This is a genomic window from Achromobacter sp. (assembly GCF_032113835.1).
Classification (GTDB): Bacteria; Pseudomonadota; Gammaproteobacteria; order Burkholderiales; family Burkholderiaceae_B; genus Achromobacter.
Map to the genome: position 1 here is coordinate 1 of NZ_DAMCTG010000037.1, position 13,507 is coordinate 13,507.

20 protein-coding genes are annotated in these 13,507 nt (G+C 63.3%); 14 read left to right on the forward strand and 6 right to left on the reverse strand.

All coding sequences use genetic code 11. The features are described from left to right. From RT697_RS14465 to RT697_RS14525, 13 genes are all read left to right on the forward strand, one after another. A partial coding sequence (locus RT697_RS14465; RefSeq protein WP_313699757.1) for an elongation factor Tu occupies positions 1 to 278 on the forward strand: 278 nt, incomplete at its 5' end. A gap of 74 nt (positions 279 to 352) precedes the next feature. Next, positions 353 to 664: a 30S ribosomal protein S10 gene (gene rpsJ / locus RT697_RS14470; RefSeq protein WP_003806903.1), complete on the forward strand. Its 312-nt coding sequence runs from the start codon at positions 353 to 355 to the stop codon at positions 662 to 664. A 402-nt stretch (positions 665 to 1,066) separates the two neighbouring features. Further along, positions 1,067 to 1,756, forward strand: coding sequence for a 50S ribosomal protein L3 (gene rplC / locus RT697_RS14475; protein WP_008168945.1), 690 nt, complete (start codon positions 1,067 to 1,069; stop codon positions 1,754 to 1,756). Between the two features lie 4 nt (positions 1,757 to 1,760). Next, complete coding sequence (gene rplD, locus RT697_RS14480) at positions 1,761 to 2,381, forward strand: 50S ribosomal protein L4 (protein ID WP_008168948.1); 621 nt, start codon at positions 1,761 to 1,763, stop codon at positions 2,379 to 2,381. After that, entirely contained in the window at positions 2,378 to 2,674 is a 297-nt protein-coding gene (gene rplW / locus RT697_RS14485) for a 50S ribosomal protein L23 (RefSeq protein WP_006216557.1), read from the forward strand. The genes rplD and rplW overlap by 4 nt, the downstream gene beginning before the upstream one ends. After that, positions 2,675 to 3,502: a 50S ribosomal protein L2 gene (gene rplB, locus RT697_RS14490; RefSeq protein ID WP_313699759.1), complete on the forward strand. Its 828-nt coding sequence runs from the start codon at positions 2,675 to 2,677 to the stop codon at positions 3,500 to 3,502. Positions 3,503 to 3,514: 12 nt separating this feature from the next. After that, complete coding sequence (rpsS, locus tag RT697_RS14495; RefSeq protein WP_006216555.1) at positions 3,515 to 3,790, forward strand: 30S ribosomal protein S19; 276 nt, start codon at positions 3,515 to 3,517, stop codon at positions 3,788 to 3,790. 3 nt (positions 3,791 to 3,793) lie between these two features. Beyond that, positions 3,794 to 4,123, forward strand: a complete 330-nt coding sequence (gene rplV / locus RT697_RS14500; RefSeq protein ID WP_006227021.1) for a 50S ribosomal protein L22 — start codon at positions 3,794 to 3,796, stop codon at positions 4,121 to 4,123. A gap of 9 nt (positions 4,124 to 4,132) precedes the next feature. Then, the gene (gene rpsC, locus RT697_RS14505) at positions 4,133 to 4,924 is read left to right on the forward strand and encodes a 30S ribosomal protein S3 (RefSeq protein ID WP_056571007.1); all 792 of its coding nucleotides are present in this window, start codon (positions 4,133 to 4,135) and stop codon (positions 4,922 to 4,924) included. Positions 4,925 to 4,926: 2 nt separating this feature from the next. Beyond that, positions 4,927 to 5,343, forward strand: coding sequence for a 50S ribosomal protein L16 (gene rplP, locus RT697_RS14510; protein ID WP_006389610.1), 417 nt, complete (start codon positions 4,927 to 4,929; stop codon positions 5,341 to 5,343). 11 nt (positions 5,344 to 5,354) lie between these two features. Further along, positions 5,355 to 5,546, forward strand: coding sequence for a 50S ribosomal protein L29 (gene rpmC, locus RT697_RS14515; protein WP_003806912.1), 192 nt, complete (start codon positions 5,355 to 5,357; stop codon positions 5,544 to 5,546). Between the two features lie 2 nt (positions 5,547 to 5,548). Next, on the forward strand, positions 5,549 to 5,830 hold the full coding sequence (rpsQ, locus tag RT697_RS14520; protein ID WP_006216549.1) for a 30S ribosomal protein S17: 282 nt from the start codon (positions 5,549 to 5,551) through the stop codon (positions 5,828 to 5,830). A gap of 106 nt (positions 5,831 to 5,936) precedes the next feature. Beyond that, on the forward strand, positions 5,937 to 6,602 hold the full coding sequence (locus RT697_RS14525) for a hypothetical protein (protein WP_313699761.1): 666 nt from the start codon (positions 5,937 to 5,939) through the stop codon (positions 6,600 to 6,602). Positions 6,603 to 6,658: 56 nt separating this feature from the next. Here RT697_RS14525 and RT697_RS14530 read toward each other — a convergent pair whose 3' ends face one another. The 6 genes from RT697_RS14530 to RT697_RS14555 are packed head-to-tail and all read right to left on the reverse strand — an operon-like array spanning position 6,659 to position 12,355. After that, a complete protein-coding gene (locus RT697_RS14530) occupies positions 6,659 to 7,726 on the reverse strand; it encodes a branched-chain amino acid ABC transporter permease (protein WP_313699763.1) in 1,068 nt (355 codons plus the stop codon). 11 nt (positions 7,727 to 7,737) lie between these two features. Then, a complete protein-coding gene (locus RT697_RS14535) occupies positions 7,738 to 8,748 on the reverse strand; it encodes a branched-chain amino acid ABC transporter permease (protein WP_313699765.1) in 1,011 nt (336 codons plus the stop codon). Beyond that, positions 8,745 to 9,497, reverse strand: coding sequence for an ABC transporter ATP-binding protein (locus tag RT697_RS14540; protein WP_313699767.1), 753 nt, complete (start codon positions 9,495 to 9,497; stop codon positions 8,745 to 8,747). Before RT697_RS14540 ends, RT697_RS14535 begins: the two co-directional genes overlap by 4 nt. Beyond that, complete coding sequence (locus RT697_RS14545) at positions 9,494 to 10,261, reverse strand: ABC transporter ATP-binding protein (RefSeq protein WP_313699769.1); 768 nt, start codon at positions 10,259 to 10,261, stop codon at positions 9,494 to 9,496. Before RT697_RS14545 ends, RT697_RS14540 begins: the two co-directional genes overlap by 4 nt. Before the next feature lie 12 nt (positions 10,262 to 10,273). Then, on the reverse strand, positions 10,274 to 11,446 hold the full coding sequence (locus RT697_RS14550) for a substrate-binding domain-containing protein (protein WP_313699770.1): 1,173 nt from the start codon (positions 11,444 to 11,446) through the stop codon (positions 10,274 to 10,276). Positions 11,447 to 11,461: 15 nt separating this feature from the next. Continuing rightward, entirely contained in the window at positions 11,462 to 12,355 is an 894-nt protein-coding gene (locus RT697_RS14555; protein WP_313699772.1) for an alpha/beta hydrolase, read from the reverse strand. Positions 12,356 to 12,510: 155 nt separating this feature from the next. On the opposite strand from RT697_RS14555, the gene RT697_RS14560 reads away from it, so the two are divergent. Then, a complete protein-coding gene (locus RT697_RS14560; protein WP_313699774.1) occupies positions 12,511 to 13,479 on the forward strand; it encodes a helix-turn-helix domain-containing protein in 969 nt (322 codons plus the stop codon). Positions 13,480 to 13,507: the final 28 nt, after the last annotated feature.

The following is a 13,507-nucleotide window of genomic DNA, read 5'->3' on the forward strand; positions in this document are numbered from 1 at the left end:
CGGACTTCACGTCCGAGGTCTACATCCTGTCCAAGGAAGAAGGCGGCCGTCATACCCCGTTCTTCCAAGGCTATCGTCCCCAGTTCTACTTCCGCACGACGGACGTGACGGGCACGATCGAACTGCCGGCCGACAAGGAAATGGTCCTGCCGGGCGACAACGTGGCCATGACGGTCAAGCTGTTGGCCCCCATCGCCATGGAAGAAGGTCTGCGTTTCGCCATTCGTGAAGGCGGTCGTACCGTCGGCGCCGGCGTCGTCGCCAAGATCCTGAAGTAATTCGGATCTATTAAGCAGCACATATCCAGCGAGGGCGTGATCCCGCCCTCGCGTCTCGTTCTTTAGGAAACGCCATGAAAAACCAAAAGATCCGCATCCGCTTGAAAGCCTTCGATTACAAGCTGATCGATCAATCGGCCGCCGAAATCGTTGACACCGCCAAGCGCACTGGCGCCGTCGTCCGCGGTCCGGTGCCGCTGCCCACGCGTATCCGTCGCTATGACGTCCTGCGTTCGCCGCACGTCAACAAGACGTCGCGTGACCAGTTCGAAATCCGTACCCATCAGCGCCTGATGGACATCGTTGATCCCACCGACAAGACCGTTGACGCCCTGATGCGTCTGGACCTGCCGGCCGGCGTCGACGTCGAAATCGCGCTGCAGTAAGACGCTCCGAGCCTGCTACCTTCGCCGGCAGGTTCGTAAAGAATGGCCGCACTCCCTCGGGATTGCGGCCATTTTGTTTTGTTGCCGCAAGCACGTGAGCATGTGCTCACTACCAGCACAGGCTGCGCTGCCAGCCGCCCCTTGATTGGGAGCGCGCAGAACGTGGCAAAAATGCCCACCGCGGCATGCGCCAGATCCGCTAAGTGCTTGTGCCGCTTAGAAAAAACATGCTAATATGCGAAGCTTGCCATTTTGTGGCAAGTCTAACTATGGACAAAGCGAAAGCCGCCTTGCTTTTTGAGGGCGCCAAGCCTAGTCCAGGTTGAACATAGTCGTAGGGCAAAGGCCGTTACCTTTTGCCTGATTAGCCCCGACCAATCGCAGTCGGGAATGGAGAAAACGATGTCGAATTCGACACCCACGCCCGCCGCTCACCGGCTGGGGCTGGTGGGTCGCAAGGTCGGCATGACCCGCATTTTTACCGAGGAAGGTGAATCCATCCCGGTGACCGTGCTGGACGTGTCCAACAACCGCGTGACCCAAGTTAAGTCCCTGGAAACCGACGGCTACGCCGCTATCCAGGTGGCTTATGGCACTCGTCGTGCCTCGCGTGTGGCTCAGCCGCAAACGGGCCACTACGCCAAAGCCGGCGCTGAAGCCGGTAGCATCCTCAAAGAATTCCGCCTTGATCCCGCTCGCGCCGCTGAATTTGCGGCCGGTTCCGTGATCGCCGTGGAATCCGTGTTCGAAGCCGGCCAACAGGTCGACGTCACGGGCACGACCATTGGTAAGGGCTTCGCCGGTACCATCAAGCGTCACAACTTCGGTTCGCAGCGCGCGTCGCACGGTAACTCCCGTTCGCACCGCGTTCCGGGCTCGATTGGTCAAGCACAAGATCCGGGCCGTATTTTCCCGGGTAAGCGCATGGCTGGTCACCTGGGTGACGTCACCCGCACCGTTCAAAACCTCGACGTCGTTCGCGTTGACGTTGAGCGCGGCCTGCTGCTGGTCAAGGGCGCTGTCCCCGGCCACGCTGGCGCCGACATCGTTGTGCGCCCGGCCATCAAGGCCCCGGCCAAGAAGGGAGCGTAAGTAAATGGATCTCAAGCTCCTGAACGACCAAGGTCAGGCCGCTGCTACGTTCAGCGCGCCCGACACGATCTTCGGCCGTGACTTCAACGAAGCGCTGATTCACCAGATCGTCGTGGCTTTCCAAGCCAACGCGCGTTCCGGCAACCGTGCTCAGAAGGACCGTACGGAAGTCAAGCACTCCACCAAGAAGCCCTGGCGTCAAAAGGGTACCGGCCGCGCTCGCGCTGGTATGACTTCGTCGCCGCTGTGGCGTGGTGGTGGTCGGACTTTCCCGAACTCGCCCGAAGAGAACTTCAGCCAGAAGGTCAACAAGAAGATGTACCGCGCCGGGATCCGCTCGATCCTGTCGCAGCTCGCTCGCGAAGACCGCATCGCCGTCGTTGAATCGTTTGATCTGGAATCGCCCAAGACCAAGGCTGCCGCTGCAAAGCTGAAGAGCCTGGGCCTGGACTCGGTCCTGATCATCACCGACAGCGTTGATGAAAATGTTTACCTCGCCACCCGCAACCTGCCGCACGTTGCTGTTGTCGAGCCCCGTTATGCCGATCCGTTGTCGCTGGTCCACTACAAGAAAGTGCTGATCACCAAGCCGGCCATCGCTCAACTCGAGGAGATGCTGGGATGAACGCTGAACGCTTGATGCAAGTCATTCTGGCTCCGATCGTGACCGAAAAGGCCACGTTCGTCGCTGAGAAGAATCAGCAAGTCGCTTTCCGTGTCGTGGCTGACGCTACCAAGCCGGAAATCAAGGCTGCCGTCGAACTGCTCTTCAAGGTGCAGGTCGAGTCCGTGCAGGTCCTCAACCGTAAGGGCAAAGTCAAGCGCTTTGGCCGATTCGTTGGCCGTCGCCGTAATGAGCGCAAGGCTTACGTCTCGCTCAAGGACGGCCAGGAAATCGACTTTGCGGAGGTGAAGTAAATGGCCCTCGTAAAAGTTAAGCCGACTTCGGCTGGCCGCCGTGGCATGGTGAAGGTTGTCAGCCCGAACCTGCACAAGGGTGAGCCCTACGCGCCGCTGCTCGAAAAGAAGACCCGTGGTTCTGGCCGTAACAACAACGGTCACATCACGATCCGTCATCGTGGCGGTGGTCACAAGCAGCACTACCGTATCGTCGACTTCCGTCGCGATAAGGACGGCATCCCGGCAAAGGTCGAGCGTCTGGAATATGACCCCAACCGTACGGCGCACATCGCTCTGCTGTGCTACGCCGACGGCGAACGTCGTTACATCATCGCTCCCCGTGGCCTGGAAGTCGGTGCGACCGTGCAATCCGGCACCGATGCTCCGATCCGCGCTGGCAACACGCTGCCGATCCGCAACATCCCGGTCGGTACGACGATCCACTGCGTCGAAATGCTCCCCGGCAAGGGTGCCCAGATGGTCCGCTCGGCCGGCGCTTCCGCCGTCCTGCTGGCTCGCGAAGGCATCTACGCTCAGGTGCGTCTGCGCTCGGGTGAAGTCCGCCGTGTGCACATCGAATGCCGCGCCACCATCGGTGAAGTCGGTAACGAAGAACACAGCCTGCGCCAAATCGGCAAGGCCGGTGCAATGCGTTGGCGCGGTGTCCGCCCGACCGTTCGTGGCGTTGCCATGAACCCGGTGGATCACCCGCACGGTGGCGGCGAAGGCCGTACCGGTGAAGCACGCGAGCCGGTCAGCCCGTGGGGCACTCCGTCGAAGGGTTTCAAGACCCGTCGCAACAAGCGGACGAACAATATGATCGTCCAACGGCGCAAGCGCAAGTAAGAGGCGAACACTATGTCACGTTCGATCAAGAAAGGCCCGTTTGTCGATGCTCACCTGATCAAAAAGGTGGACACGGCCGTTGCGGGCAAAGACAAGAAGCCGATCAAGACCTGGTCGCGTCGTTCCACGATCCTGCCCGAGTTCATCGGTCTGACGATCGCTGTGCACAACGGCAAGCAGCATGTTCCCGTTTACATCAACGAGAACATGGTCGGTCACAAGCTGGGCGAGTTCGCGCTGACCCGTACGTTCAAGGGTCACGCCGCGGACAAGAAGGCGAAGAGGTAAGCGATGGAAACTACTGCCATTATCCGTGGGGTTCACATCTCCGCTCAGAAGACCCGTTTGGTTGCGGACCTGATCCGTGGCCAGAAGGTCGGCCGTGCGCTGGAAATCCTCACCTTCTCGCCGAAGAAGGCTGCCGTCATCCTGAAGAAGGCTGTCGAGTCCGCCATCGCCAACGCCGAGCACAACGACGGCGCCGACATCGACGAACTGAAAGTCACCACGATCTTCGTGGACAAGGCTCAGTCGATGAAGCGCTTCTCCGCTCGCGCCAAGGGCCGCGGCAACCGTATCGAGAAGCAGACCTGCCACATCACGGTCAAGGTCGGAGCTTAAGGAGTCACGATGGGTCAGAAAATTCACCCCACTGGGTTCCGTCTCGCGGTCACCCGTAATTGGTCCTCGCGTTGGTTCGCCGACGACAAGGCCTTCGGCACGATGCTGGCCGAAGACATTCGCGTTCGCGAGTACCTGAAGAAGAAGCTCAAGAGCGCCTCCGTTGGTCGCGTGATCATCGAGCGTCCCGCCAAGAATGCCCGCATCACCGTCTACTCGGCTCGTCCGGGCGTGGTGATCGGCAAGCGCGGCGAAGACATCGAAAGCCTGAAGGCTGATCTGCAGCGTCTGATGGGCGTGCCCGTGCACGTCAACATCGAAGAAATCCGCAAGCCGGAAACCGATGCTCAACTGATCGCCGACTCGATCTCGCAACAGCTCGAGAAGCGCATCATGTTCCGCCGCGCCATGAAGCGCGCGATGCAGAACGCCATGCGTCTGGGTGCCCAAGGCATCAAGATCATGAGCTCGGGCCGTCTGAACGGTATCGAAATTGCCCGCACCGAGTGGTATCGCGAAGGCCGTGTGCCGCTGCACACCCTCAAGGCCAACATCGACTACGGCACCTCCGAAGCCCACACCACGTACGGCGTGATCGGCATCAAGGTCTGGGTCTACAAGGGCGACATGCTGGCCAACGGCGAATTGCCGCCGGAAACCGCAGCCCCGCGTGAAGAAGAACGTCGTCCGCGCCGCGCTCCGCGTGGTGATCGTCCGGACGGTGCTCGCACCGGTCGTCCGGGTGGTCGTGGCCGCGCTCCCCGCAAGGCGGACGCTGCTCCGGCGCCTGAAGGAGAATAACCATGCTGCAACCCTCCCGCAGAAAGTATCGCAAAGAGCAGAAGGGCCGCAACACCGGTCTGGCGACTCGTGGCACCCACGTTTCGTTCGGCGAGTTCGGCCTGAAGGCTACCGGCCGTGGCCGTCTGACCGCCCGTCAGATCGAAGCTGCTCGTCGCGCCATCAATCGTCACATCAAGCGTGGCGGCCGTATCTGGATTCGCATTTTCCCGGATAAGCCCATCTCGCAGAAGCCTGCCGAAGTCCGTATGGGTAACGGTAAGGGCAACCCGGAGTACTGGGTTGCTGAAATCCAGCCCGGCAAGGTGCTCTACGAAATGGAAGGGGTTAGCGAAGAGCTCGCGCGTGAAGCTTTCCGCCTGGCCGCTGCCAAGCTGCCGATTTCGACCACGTTCGTCGCGCGTCATATCGGTGCTTAAGGAGTACTAACATGAAAGCTAGCGAACTCCGTTCGAAAGACGCCGCCGAGCTCGGCAAAGAGCTCGAAAGCCTGCTGAAGGCCCAATTCGGTCTGCGCATGCAGAAAGCCACGCAGCAACTGGCCAACACCAGCCAGCTGCGCAACGTGCGCCGCGACATCGCTCGCGTCCGCACCTTGCTGACCGAGAAGGCAGGGAAATAAAGATGAGCGAAACTCAAAACACCCAAGTGGCCAAGCGCCAGCGTACGCTGGTTGGCAAGGTCGTCAGCAACAAGATGGACAAGACTGTCGTCGTTCTGGTTGAGCGCCGCGTCAAGCACCCCATCTTCGGCAAGATCATCATGCGTTCCGCGAAGTACAAGGCGCACGATGAATCGAACCAGTACAACGAAGGCGATACGGTTGAAATCGCTGAAGGCCGTCCCATCTCGCGCTCGAAGTCGTGGCGTGTGGTGCGTCTGGTTGAAGCCGCACGTATCATCTAAGTGAAAGCTGCACCTCGGAACGGTTCGCCGTTCTGATATAAAACGGCAAGGGCCAAAACCCTTGCCGTTTTTTTATGTCTTGCATTTGGAATTTCTGAAGGAAAGCATGGTCATCGTCCGCAAATCAGCCCGGCTCGCCGTTGCCGCCGCGTGCTGGATGGCAATGGCCGCCGGCGCCACGTTCGCGCAGGAACGGTCCGCGCCCATGCCGCCCGCCGCCGGCGCCGCGGACGCCGCGTCCAGCGCAGGCGAGGGCGCCATTCCCGGCACGTTTCCCGCTCCGTTGCAGGAAAGCGCCGCTGCCGGCGCACGTGCCGCGGGTGCAACCAAGCGTGCTCCGCCTGCGGCGGCCGAAACCACGCCATCGCCGATGGATGCCACGACGCTCGGCAAGCAACTGCTGAACGCCGGGCCGGATCCGCGGGTTCAATTGGACGGAAGGTCCAAGGATCATGCCGCCATCTTCGGCACTGATGACGAAGACGAACAGGGCTTACTGGACCAGGAGCGCGCCCTGCAGGCGCAGCGAGACCAGTTGAAGGTGCTGGAACGGGTGTTGAACGCGCCTCCGCCAAATGCGGACCCTCATCCGCCCGCCATGATTCCGTTGACGTCGGGTGGTCAGATGACCATGCCGCGCCTGATGCCCACGCCGTCGGGTTCTCAACTGGATCGGGCCAGCAGCCAGACGCAACGCAGCGTGGACGACATGCAGCGGCGTGTCGATGAGTTAAGGCGTGGCGCCGATACGCTCCGGCAGGGCGGACGCTAGCCCAGGGTCTTAGGCCGGACGACAGACGCGCGGATCGCGGTGTATTCCCGGGCCGCCTAGGTGCGCCGTGCAAATTCCCGCAGCCGGCCGGCGACACCGGTCGGAAAGTAATACACCGACAGCACGAAGAGAATCCCAAGCCAGAGCAGCCAGCGGTCCGGCTCGAACAGCAGCGCCAGCGGGGGGATGCCCGCCACGACCTCATGCACGGCATGCAGGCCATCCTGCAGGTAGCTCTGCGCGAAGACGAACAGGCTCGCGCCCACCACCGCGCCGTACATCGTGCCCATCCCGCCGATCACGACCATCAACAGGATGTTGAGCATGATCTCGAACGACAACGTCGTGTCCGGCCCGTTGTAGCGCAGCCAAAGCGCGTACAGCGCGCCGGCCAGCGTCGCAAATGCGGCTGCGAGTAGGTTCGACAGGCTGCGGTACAGCACCGTGCGATAGCCGATCGCTTCGGCGCGGAAAGGATTCTCGCGAATCGCCTGCAGCACGCGGCCGAACGGCGAATTCACGATGCGCAGCAACATCAGGAAGAGCACCACGCAGACCGCCGCGATCAGGTAATAGGTGATGATCCGCCCGTCCACCGTGACGCCAAACAAGGGTTCGGAAAGCGGGCGAAATGCCGGCCGCAACATCTGCGGGACCTTGAAGTTCAGCCCGTCCTCGCCACCGGTCAGTTCCGACAACTGCGACACCAACGTCTGAAACGCCGCGGCCACGGCCAAGGTGATCATCGCGTAGAAGATCGCGCGCACGCGCAGGCTGGCCAGGCCGATCAGCAAGGCGAAGGCGAGCGATACGGCCAGTCCGGCCGCGGTCCCGGCAAACACCGCCGTCCAGCCCGGTTCCATGCGAATGCTGGCAATTGCCACGCCGTATGCGCCGATGCCGAAGAACATCGTGTGCGCGAAGCTGACGATGCCCGTGTATCCCAGCAGCAGGTCGTAGCTTGCAACCAGAACGATGAAGACGAGGATCTTCGCCGCGACCGCCAACGCTTTGGGGCCGGGAAACAGGAAGGGCGCCGCAGCCAATGCGGCCACGATTGCCATGAGCAACAGCGCCAGGATCGCGCTGCGCGGAGGGTCGCCGGAAAGCAGGCGAAACGACATGTCGGCGGCTCCTAGCGGTTCGTGACGGGGTACACGCCTTGCGGGCGCCACAGCAGAATGGCAACCATCAACGCGATGTTCGAGAAGAGGGCGGCCTTGGGCATCAGAAAGCCGGTGTAGTTGGCCATCAGCCCGACCAGCAGCGCGCCGATCAGGCAGCCCACCGTGGAACCCAGGCCGCCGATCATGATGACGATGAAGATCAGCACGTTCACCTGCGCGCCAAGCTGGGGCACGATCGATTGCTGGTACATCCCCCACAGCACACCGCCTAATCCGGCGAGCATCGACCCGGCGACGAATACCCCGACAAAAAGATGCCCGATCCGGTAGCCCAGGCTCTCGACCATCTCGCGGTCTTCGACGCCGGCGCGGATCAGGAGACCAAGCTTGGTGCGGTTCAAGACCCACAGCATGCCGCCCAGCACGATCAGGCCGACCACCAGCGCCACCACGCGATACTTCTCGATGGCGGCGTCGCCCAGCAGGAACGCACCGCGCAGGGATTCGGGCAACGGCAGCGTGATCGTCTGCGGTCCCCACATCATCTTGATGATCTCTTCGCCGATGATCATGCCGCCCATGGTGATGAGAATCTGCTTCAGATGCTGCCCATAGACCGGCCGCACGATCACGCGCTCAAACGCCAGGCCCACCGCGCCCGCCACCAACATCCCCACGATCATCGCCGGCAGCACCGCGACCAGATTGGTCCACAGGCTGCCGGACTGCGTCCAGTCCGCCATGGCGCCAAGCACGGTCGCCGCCATGTACGCGCCGATGGCAATGAACAAGCCGTGCCCGAAATTCAGCACGTCCATCAGGCCGAAGACGAGCGTCATGCCCGACGCCACGATGAAGATGATCATGCCCATCGCCAGCCCGGCGAACGTCAGCGTGACCCAGGTGGAAAAGGATCCGACCAGGGGCAGTGCGATGATTGCCAGCGCCAGCACCAGCAGCACAGGCATGAGGTCGGCGCGTGCGCGCGGCAGCGGCGCTTCGATGTCCAGCGTGCTCATTGATGGCTTCCCAGTGACAGGCCCAGGAGGCGCGTCTGCAGCGCCTCGTCCGCGGCCAGATCGGCCATGGATCCCGCGTGCACGACCTGGCCGTTGTCCATGATCGCGGCGTAGTCGCCGACGCGGCGGGCAAAGTTGAAATTCTGTTCGACCAGCAGGATGGTGGTGCTGGACTGCTTGAGCTCGATGAACGCGTCGATCATGTTCTGGATGATGGCCGGCGCCAGACCCTTGCTCGGTTCGTCGACCAGCAGCAGGCGCCGCGGCTCGATGATTGCGCGGGCCATTGCCAGCATCTGCTTCTGCCCGCCCGACAGCTTGCCGGCGGGATGCAGCCAGAACTTCTTGAGCGCAGGAAAGAATCCGAAGATCCATTCCAGCCGCGCGGTGTCCAGTTGCGCGGCATTTCTGGCAAGGCGTGCTGCGAGAAGGATGTTCTCCTTCACGGACAAGTCGCCGAAGATGCCCATGTTCTCGGGTACGTAAGCCATGCCCATGCGCGCCATGTCGGGTGGCGACGTGCGCGTGCCGGGTCCGCCGATCGGCTTGGCGTCCAGGCAGACCTGGCCCTGCGATGCGCGCCACAATCCCATGATGGTGCGCAGCGTCGTCGTCTTGCCCGCGCCATTGCGCCCGAGCAGCATGGTGACCGCCGATGCCGGCACCGACAGGTTCACGCCGTGCAGGATGTGATACGCACCGATGTGCGTGTGCACGTCCTTCAGTTCCAGAATCGGGAGCGCCGTCATGCCGCCTCCTGTGCGCTGATGCCCAGATAGGCCTGCTGCACGATGGGCGAGGCGATCACGGTGGCCGGATCGCCGTCGGCCATCAGCCGCCCGTTGTGCAGCACGACGATGCGGTCGGCCAGTTCGCGGACGACATCCATCTTGTGCTCGACGAGCAGGATGGTTTTGGAGGCGTCGGCCTTCAGTTCGCGGATGAGGTCCAGCACGACGGGCACGTCATCCACGCTCATGCCGGCGGTAGGTTCGTCGAACATGAACACCGAAGGCTCCAGCGCGATTAGCATGGCGATCTCGAGCTTGCGCTGGTCGCCATGCGGCAGGTCGGCGGCGGGTTGGTCGCGGCGCGCGGTCAGCCGCGTCCGTGCGAGCAGCGCATCGGCACGCTCCAGGAGACCGTGATCGTCGCGCCACGTGCGCCAGAACCGGATGTGGCGCCAACCCATGCCCTGCTGCCGCGACTGCAGGGCAAGCCGCACATTTTCGTGAACGCTCAGCCGGGGGAACAGCTGCGTCAGCTGGAATGCGCGCCCCAGTCCCGCGTGCATGCGGGCCGGCGCGGACAGCTTGGTCAGATCGCGTCCGTTCAACGTCACGGTTCCAGCGCTCGCGCGCAACTGCCCCGAAATCAGATTGAAGTACGTGGTCTTGCCGGCGCCGTTCGGGCCGACGATGGCGGTCAATGTGCCGGGCGCGTAGGCGCAGCTGACGTCATTGACCGCCACATGGCCGCCGAAGCGCACGGTGAGCGATTGGGTCTCAAGCATGAGCGGTGCAAATCAGCGCTTGTTCTGGATCGGCACGGCCATCTGGTCCGGCGTGATCTCCTTGACCAGGTCCTGGACCGCCCACGGCACCGAGGGATCGTTCTTGATCCGGAAGTGGTACATCGACTGCATGGCCTGATGGTCCTCGGGCCGGAACGTCATCTTGCCCTTGGGCGTGTCGAAGCTCATGCCTTCCATCGCCTTGATGAGCTTGTCGGTATCCGTATCGCCACCGGTCTTGTTCAAGGCCGCAACGATCGCGATGCCGGATGCCATGCCGCCCGCGGTGAAAAAGTCGGGCGGCTGGCCGAAGCGCTTCTGATGCTCGGCCACGAGCCAGTCGTTGACCGGGTTCTTGGGGATGCCGTAGTAGTAATAGGTGGCGCCTTCCATGCCCGCCAGGGATTTGAGCGGCGTCATGGCGGTCAGCGTGTTGCCGCCCGTGGCGATCTCGATGCCGTAGCGTTTGGGATCCAGATCGACGATCTTGAATGGGTTGCCGGCGCCGGCCCACAGGATGAAGATGATCTTGCGGCCGGGCTTGTCCTTCAGCGCATCGAACAGCCGCTGCGCGCCGGCCGTGAAGTCGGTCGCGTTGGCCGGCAGGTATTCCTCGTGCACGATCTTGGCGTTCTTGAGCGCGCCCTTGAAGGCTTTGACGCCGTCGCGGCCAAACGCGTAGTCCTGCGCCAGCATGGCGATCGACGTGCCTTCCTGGTCGAACGCAACGGCGTTCGCGATGGCGTCCTGCGAAGAATTGCGGCCGGTGCGGAAGATGTACTTGTTCCACTTCTCGCCGGTGATGGAGTCGGCCACCGCCGGCTCCACCAGCAGGATCTTTTCGTATTCCTCCGCGATCGGCAGCATGGCCAGCGCCACGCCCGACGACGTGGGACCCACGGCGATGTCGGCGTTGTCGTCGGCATAGGCGGACGCGAGCTGCGCGCGTGCCACATCGGGCTTGCCCTGGTTGTCCTTCTCGATAACGCGGATCTTGCGTCCGGCCACCGTCATGGTGCCCTGTGTGGCGTATTCCAGCCCCAGCATCAGCCCGTTCTGGGTCTGCTTGGCGTAAGCCTCCAGCGGGCCGGTCTTGTCATAAACGTGCGCGACGACGAAGTCCTTTGCCGCCAGCGCGGAACTCATGCACAGGCTGGCCATGGCGGCGAGCAAAATGCGTTTCATGGAAGTCTCCTGGTGTCAGTGGGCGCGCTCGGCCGTGTCGATCGGCCTGGCGAGAAATTGACGGATGGGTTCGATCTGGGATGCCACGTTCAGCGCGGGAGCGTGGCCGCAATCGGGAAAGTCGATGCGCTGCGCGCGGGGACCGCGCTGCGTCATGGCATGCGCAACTTCGGGCAGCAGCAGATCCGATTCGGCGCCGCGCAAGAGCAGGGTCGGCATGCGCAGCGTGTCGTAGCCGGCCCATCGGTCATAGTCGTCCGGGTGATGGCTGAACTGGCCGACGATGGCGGGATCGTAATGGGCGGTGACGCGGCCGTCGGGCAGCCGGCGCACCGACGTTTCCGTCATCCGGCGCCACTGTTCGTCGCTTTGCCAGCCGTAGGGTTTGTAGGCGGCGCGCAGCCAGGCTTCGAGCTCCGTCACCGTGTCGAAGGCCGGCGGGTTGCCGGCGTAGGCCAGGATGCGCTCGATGGCGGGCTGCGGCAGCTCCGGTCCGATGTCATTGACGACCAGGTGCGAAATGCGATCGCGCAACGTGGTCGCGGCCGCGTGCATGCCGGTCGCGCCGCCCATGGACGTACCCACCCAGCGCACGCGCGCCAGCGACAGGCCGTCCACCAGGGCGCGCGCCAATGCGGCGTAGAAGTCGAGCCGGTACTCGGCGACCGGATCGGGGCTCCATTGCGACAGGCCGCGTCCAATCGCGTCGGGACAGATCACGCGGTAGTCGCCGGCCAGGGCCTGCGCCAGCTCGTCAAAGTCGCGGCCGGTGCGGGCCAGGCCATGCCACATGACGATGGGGGGCGCGTCAGAAGCGCCCCATTCCGTGTAGTGCAATTCGCGCCCCGCGCAGCGCAGGTAACGCGATGCCGGCGTATGGCGCGCGGCTGCTGCGTCCGCCTCGTCCATGAGTCTCCTCCCGGTTTGTCCAGGTTGTGTGCTTATCGGGCTGAATATAGACTTGCGGCAAGCGCGCCCACAATGCGCCGGCCACCCCACAGCAGGGTGAGTCAACAATATGTAGACGCAAGATCAATTTGCGCAGCCCCCCAGGAGACCGTGCCATGCCAGATACGGAATTCGCCATTTCGGCCAGCGCCGGCGCCGATCGGCGGGATGCGTGGCGCGCCGCGCTGGCCGATGCCTTCGGGCCGTTCGAGGTGCATGGCGGCAAACCCGGTCATTTCGCGGGCCACGTCCGCTACGCACGCCGCGCCAGCCTGCAATTCAACGACCTGCATTACCAGGGCCAGCGGCTGGAACGCACGCCGGGCAACGTGTCGCGGCTGGACCAGGAGTTCTACACTTTCGGCCTGCCGCTGGCCGGTCCGCTGGCGGTGCGTCAGCAGGGCCGCGAATTTCAGGTCGAACCCGGTTGCGTGTACCTGATGAACCAGAGCCTGCCGTATCAGGCGACCGCGAACGGCGCGTCGGGCTATCGCAGCCTGAGCGTCTCGTTTCCGCGCAGTGCGCTGTCACAGCGGGACTCACGCATCGGCGCGTTCTACAAGCTGCGCACCGACGACGGGTCGCCGCGCGGCGCGCTGCTGGCCGGCTACATGGATCACCTCTTCAAGGGCATGGACGGCTGGTCCGAGACCGAGGCGGCCGAGCTGGGCGAGCGCCTGATCGACCTCATCGTGCTCTTCCTGGTGCAGCCGGGACAGGGACAGGTCTCGGAGGCGGACAGCAGTGTCACGGTGGCGCACAGAGCGCGTGTGCTGGCCTATATCCGCCAGCATCTCGCCGACCCGGATCTCTCGCCCGCGCGAGTGGCGCAGGGCTGCGGCGTGTCGGTCGCGTATTTGCACCGCATCCTGCGCGCGGGCGGGTTGTCGGTTGAATCGTTCATCTTCGAGCAGCGGCTGGACCGGTGCCGAGAGCTGCTGCTGGACGCGCGGCACCGTCATCGCGGCATCGCCGAGCTGGCGTACCAGGTGGGTTTCTCTCATCCTTCGCATTTCAGCCGGCTGTTCAAGCAGCGGTTCGGCGTGACGCCGCGGGACCTGCGCGCGGGCGGGCGCGCCGCCTAGCAGTGCGCGCGCGGAACCTTGTGCCGCA

Bases quoted from the DNA above. Each gene is read 5' to 3' on its own strand.
- RT697_RS14550 (WP_313699770.1), bottom strand. From the start codon at position 11,446: ATGAAACGCATTTTGCTCGCCGCCATGGCCAGCCTGTGCATGAGTTCC.
- rplV (WP_006227021.1), top strand. From the start codon at position 3,794: ATGGAAACTACTGCCATTATCCGTGGGGTTCACATCTCCGCTCAGAAG.
- RT697_RS14540 (WP_313699767.1), bottom strand. From the start codon at position 9,497: ATGACGGCGCTCCCGATTCTGGAACTGAAGGACGTGCACACGCACATC.
- RT697_RS14530 (WP_313699763.1), bottom strand. From the start codon at position 7,726: ATGTCGTTTCGCCTGCTTTCCGGCGACCCTCCGCGCAGCGCGATCCTG.
- rpsS (WP_006216555.1), top strand. From the start codon at position 3,515: ATGTCACGTTCGATCAAGAAAGGCCCGTTTGTCGATGCTCACCTGATC.
- RT697_RS14555 (WP_313699772.1), bottom strand. From the start codon at position 12,355: ATGGACGAGGCGGACGCAGCAGCCGCGCGCCATACGCCGGCATCGCGT.
- RT697_RS14560 (WP_313699774.1), top strand. From the start codon at position 12,511: ATGCCAGATACGGAATTCGCCATTTCGGCCAGCGCCGGCGCCGATCGG.
- RT697_RS14535 (WP_313699765.1), bottom strand. From the start codon at position 8,748: ATGAGCACGCTGGACATCGAAGCGCCGCTGCCGCGCGCACGCGCCGAC.
- rplB (WP_313699759.1), top strand. From the start codon at position 2,675: ATGGCCCTCGTAAAAGTTAAGCCGACTTCGGCTGGCCGCCGTGGCATG.
- RT697_RS14525 (WP_313699761.1), top strand. From the start codon at position 5,937: ATGGTCATCGTCCGCAAATCAGCCCGGCTCGCCGTTGCCGCCGCGTGC.
- rplD (WP_008168948.1), top strand. From the start codon at position 1,761: ATGGATCTCAAGCTCCTGAACGACCAAGGTCAGGCCGCTGCTACGTTC.
- rplC (WP_008168945.1), top strand. From the start codon at position 1,067: ATGTCGAATTCGACACCCACGCCCGCCGCTCACCGGCTGGGGCTGGTG.
- RT697_RS14545 (WP_313699769.1), bottom strand. From the start codon at position 10,261: ATGCTTGAGACCCAATCGCTCACCGTGCGCTTCGGCGGCCATGTGGCG.
- rpsQ (WP_006216549.1), top strand. From the start codon at position 5,549: ATGAGCGAAACTCAAAACACCCAAGTGGCCAAGCGCCAGCGTACGCTG.
- rplW (WP_006216557.1), top strand. From the start codon at position 2,378: ATGAACGCTGAACGCTTGATGCAAGTCATTCTGGCTCCGATCGTGACC.
- rplP (WP_006389610.1), top strand. From the start codon at position 4,927: ATGCTGCAACCCTCCCGCAGAAAGTATCGCAAAGAGCAGAAGGGCCGC.
- rpsC (WP_056571007.1), top strand. From the start codon at position 4,133: ATGGGTCAGAAAATTCACCCCACTGGGTTCCGTCTCGCGGTCACCCGT.
- rpmC (WP_003806912.1), top strand. From the start codon at position 5,355: ATGAAAGCTAGCGAACTCCGTTCGAAAGACGCCGCCGAGCTCGGCAAA.
- rpsJ (WP_003806903.1), top strand. From the start codon at position 353: ATGAAAAACCAAAAGATCCGCATCCGCTTGAAAGCCTTCGATTACAAG.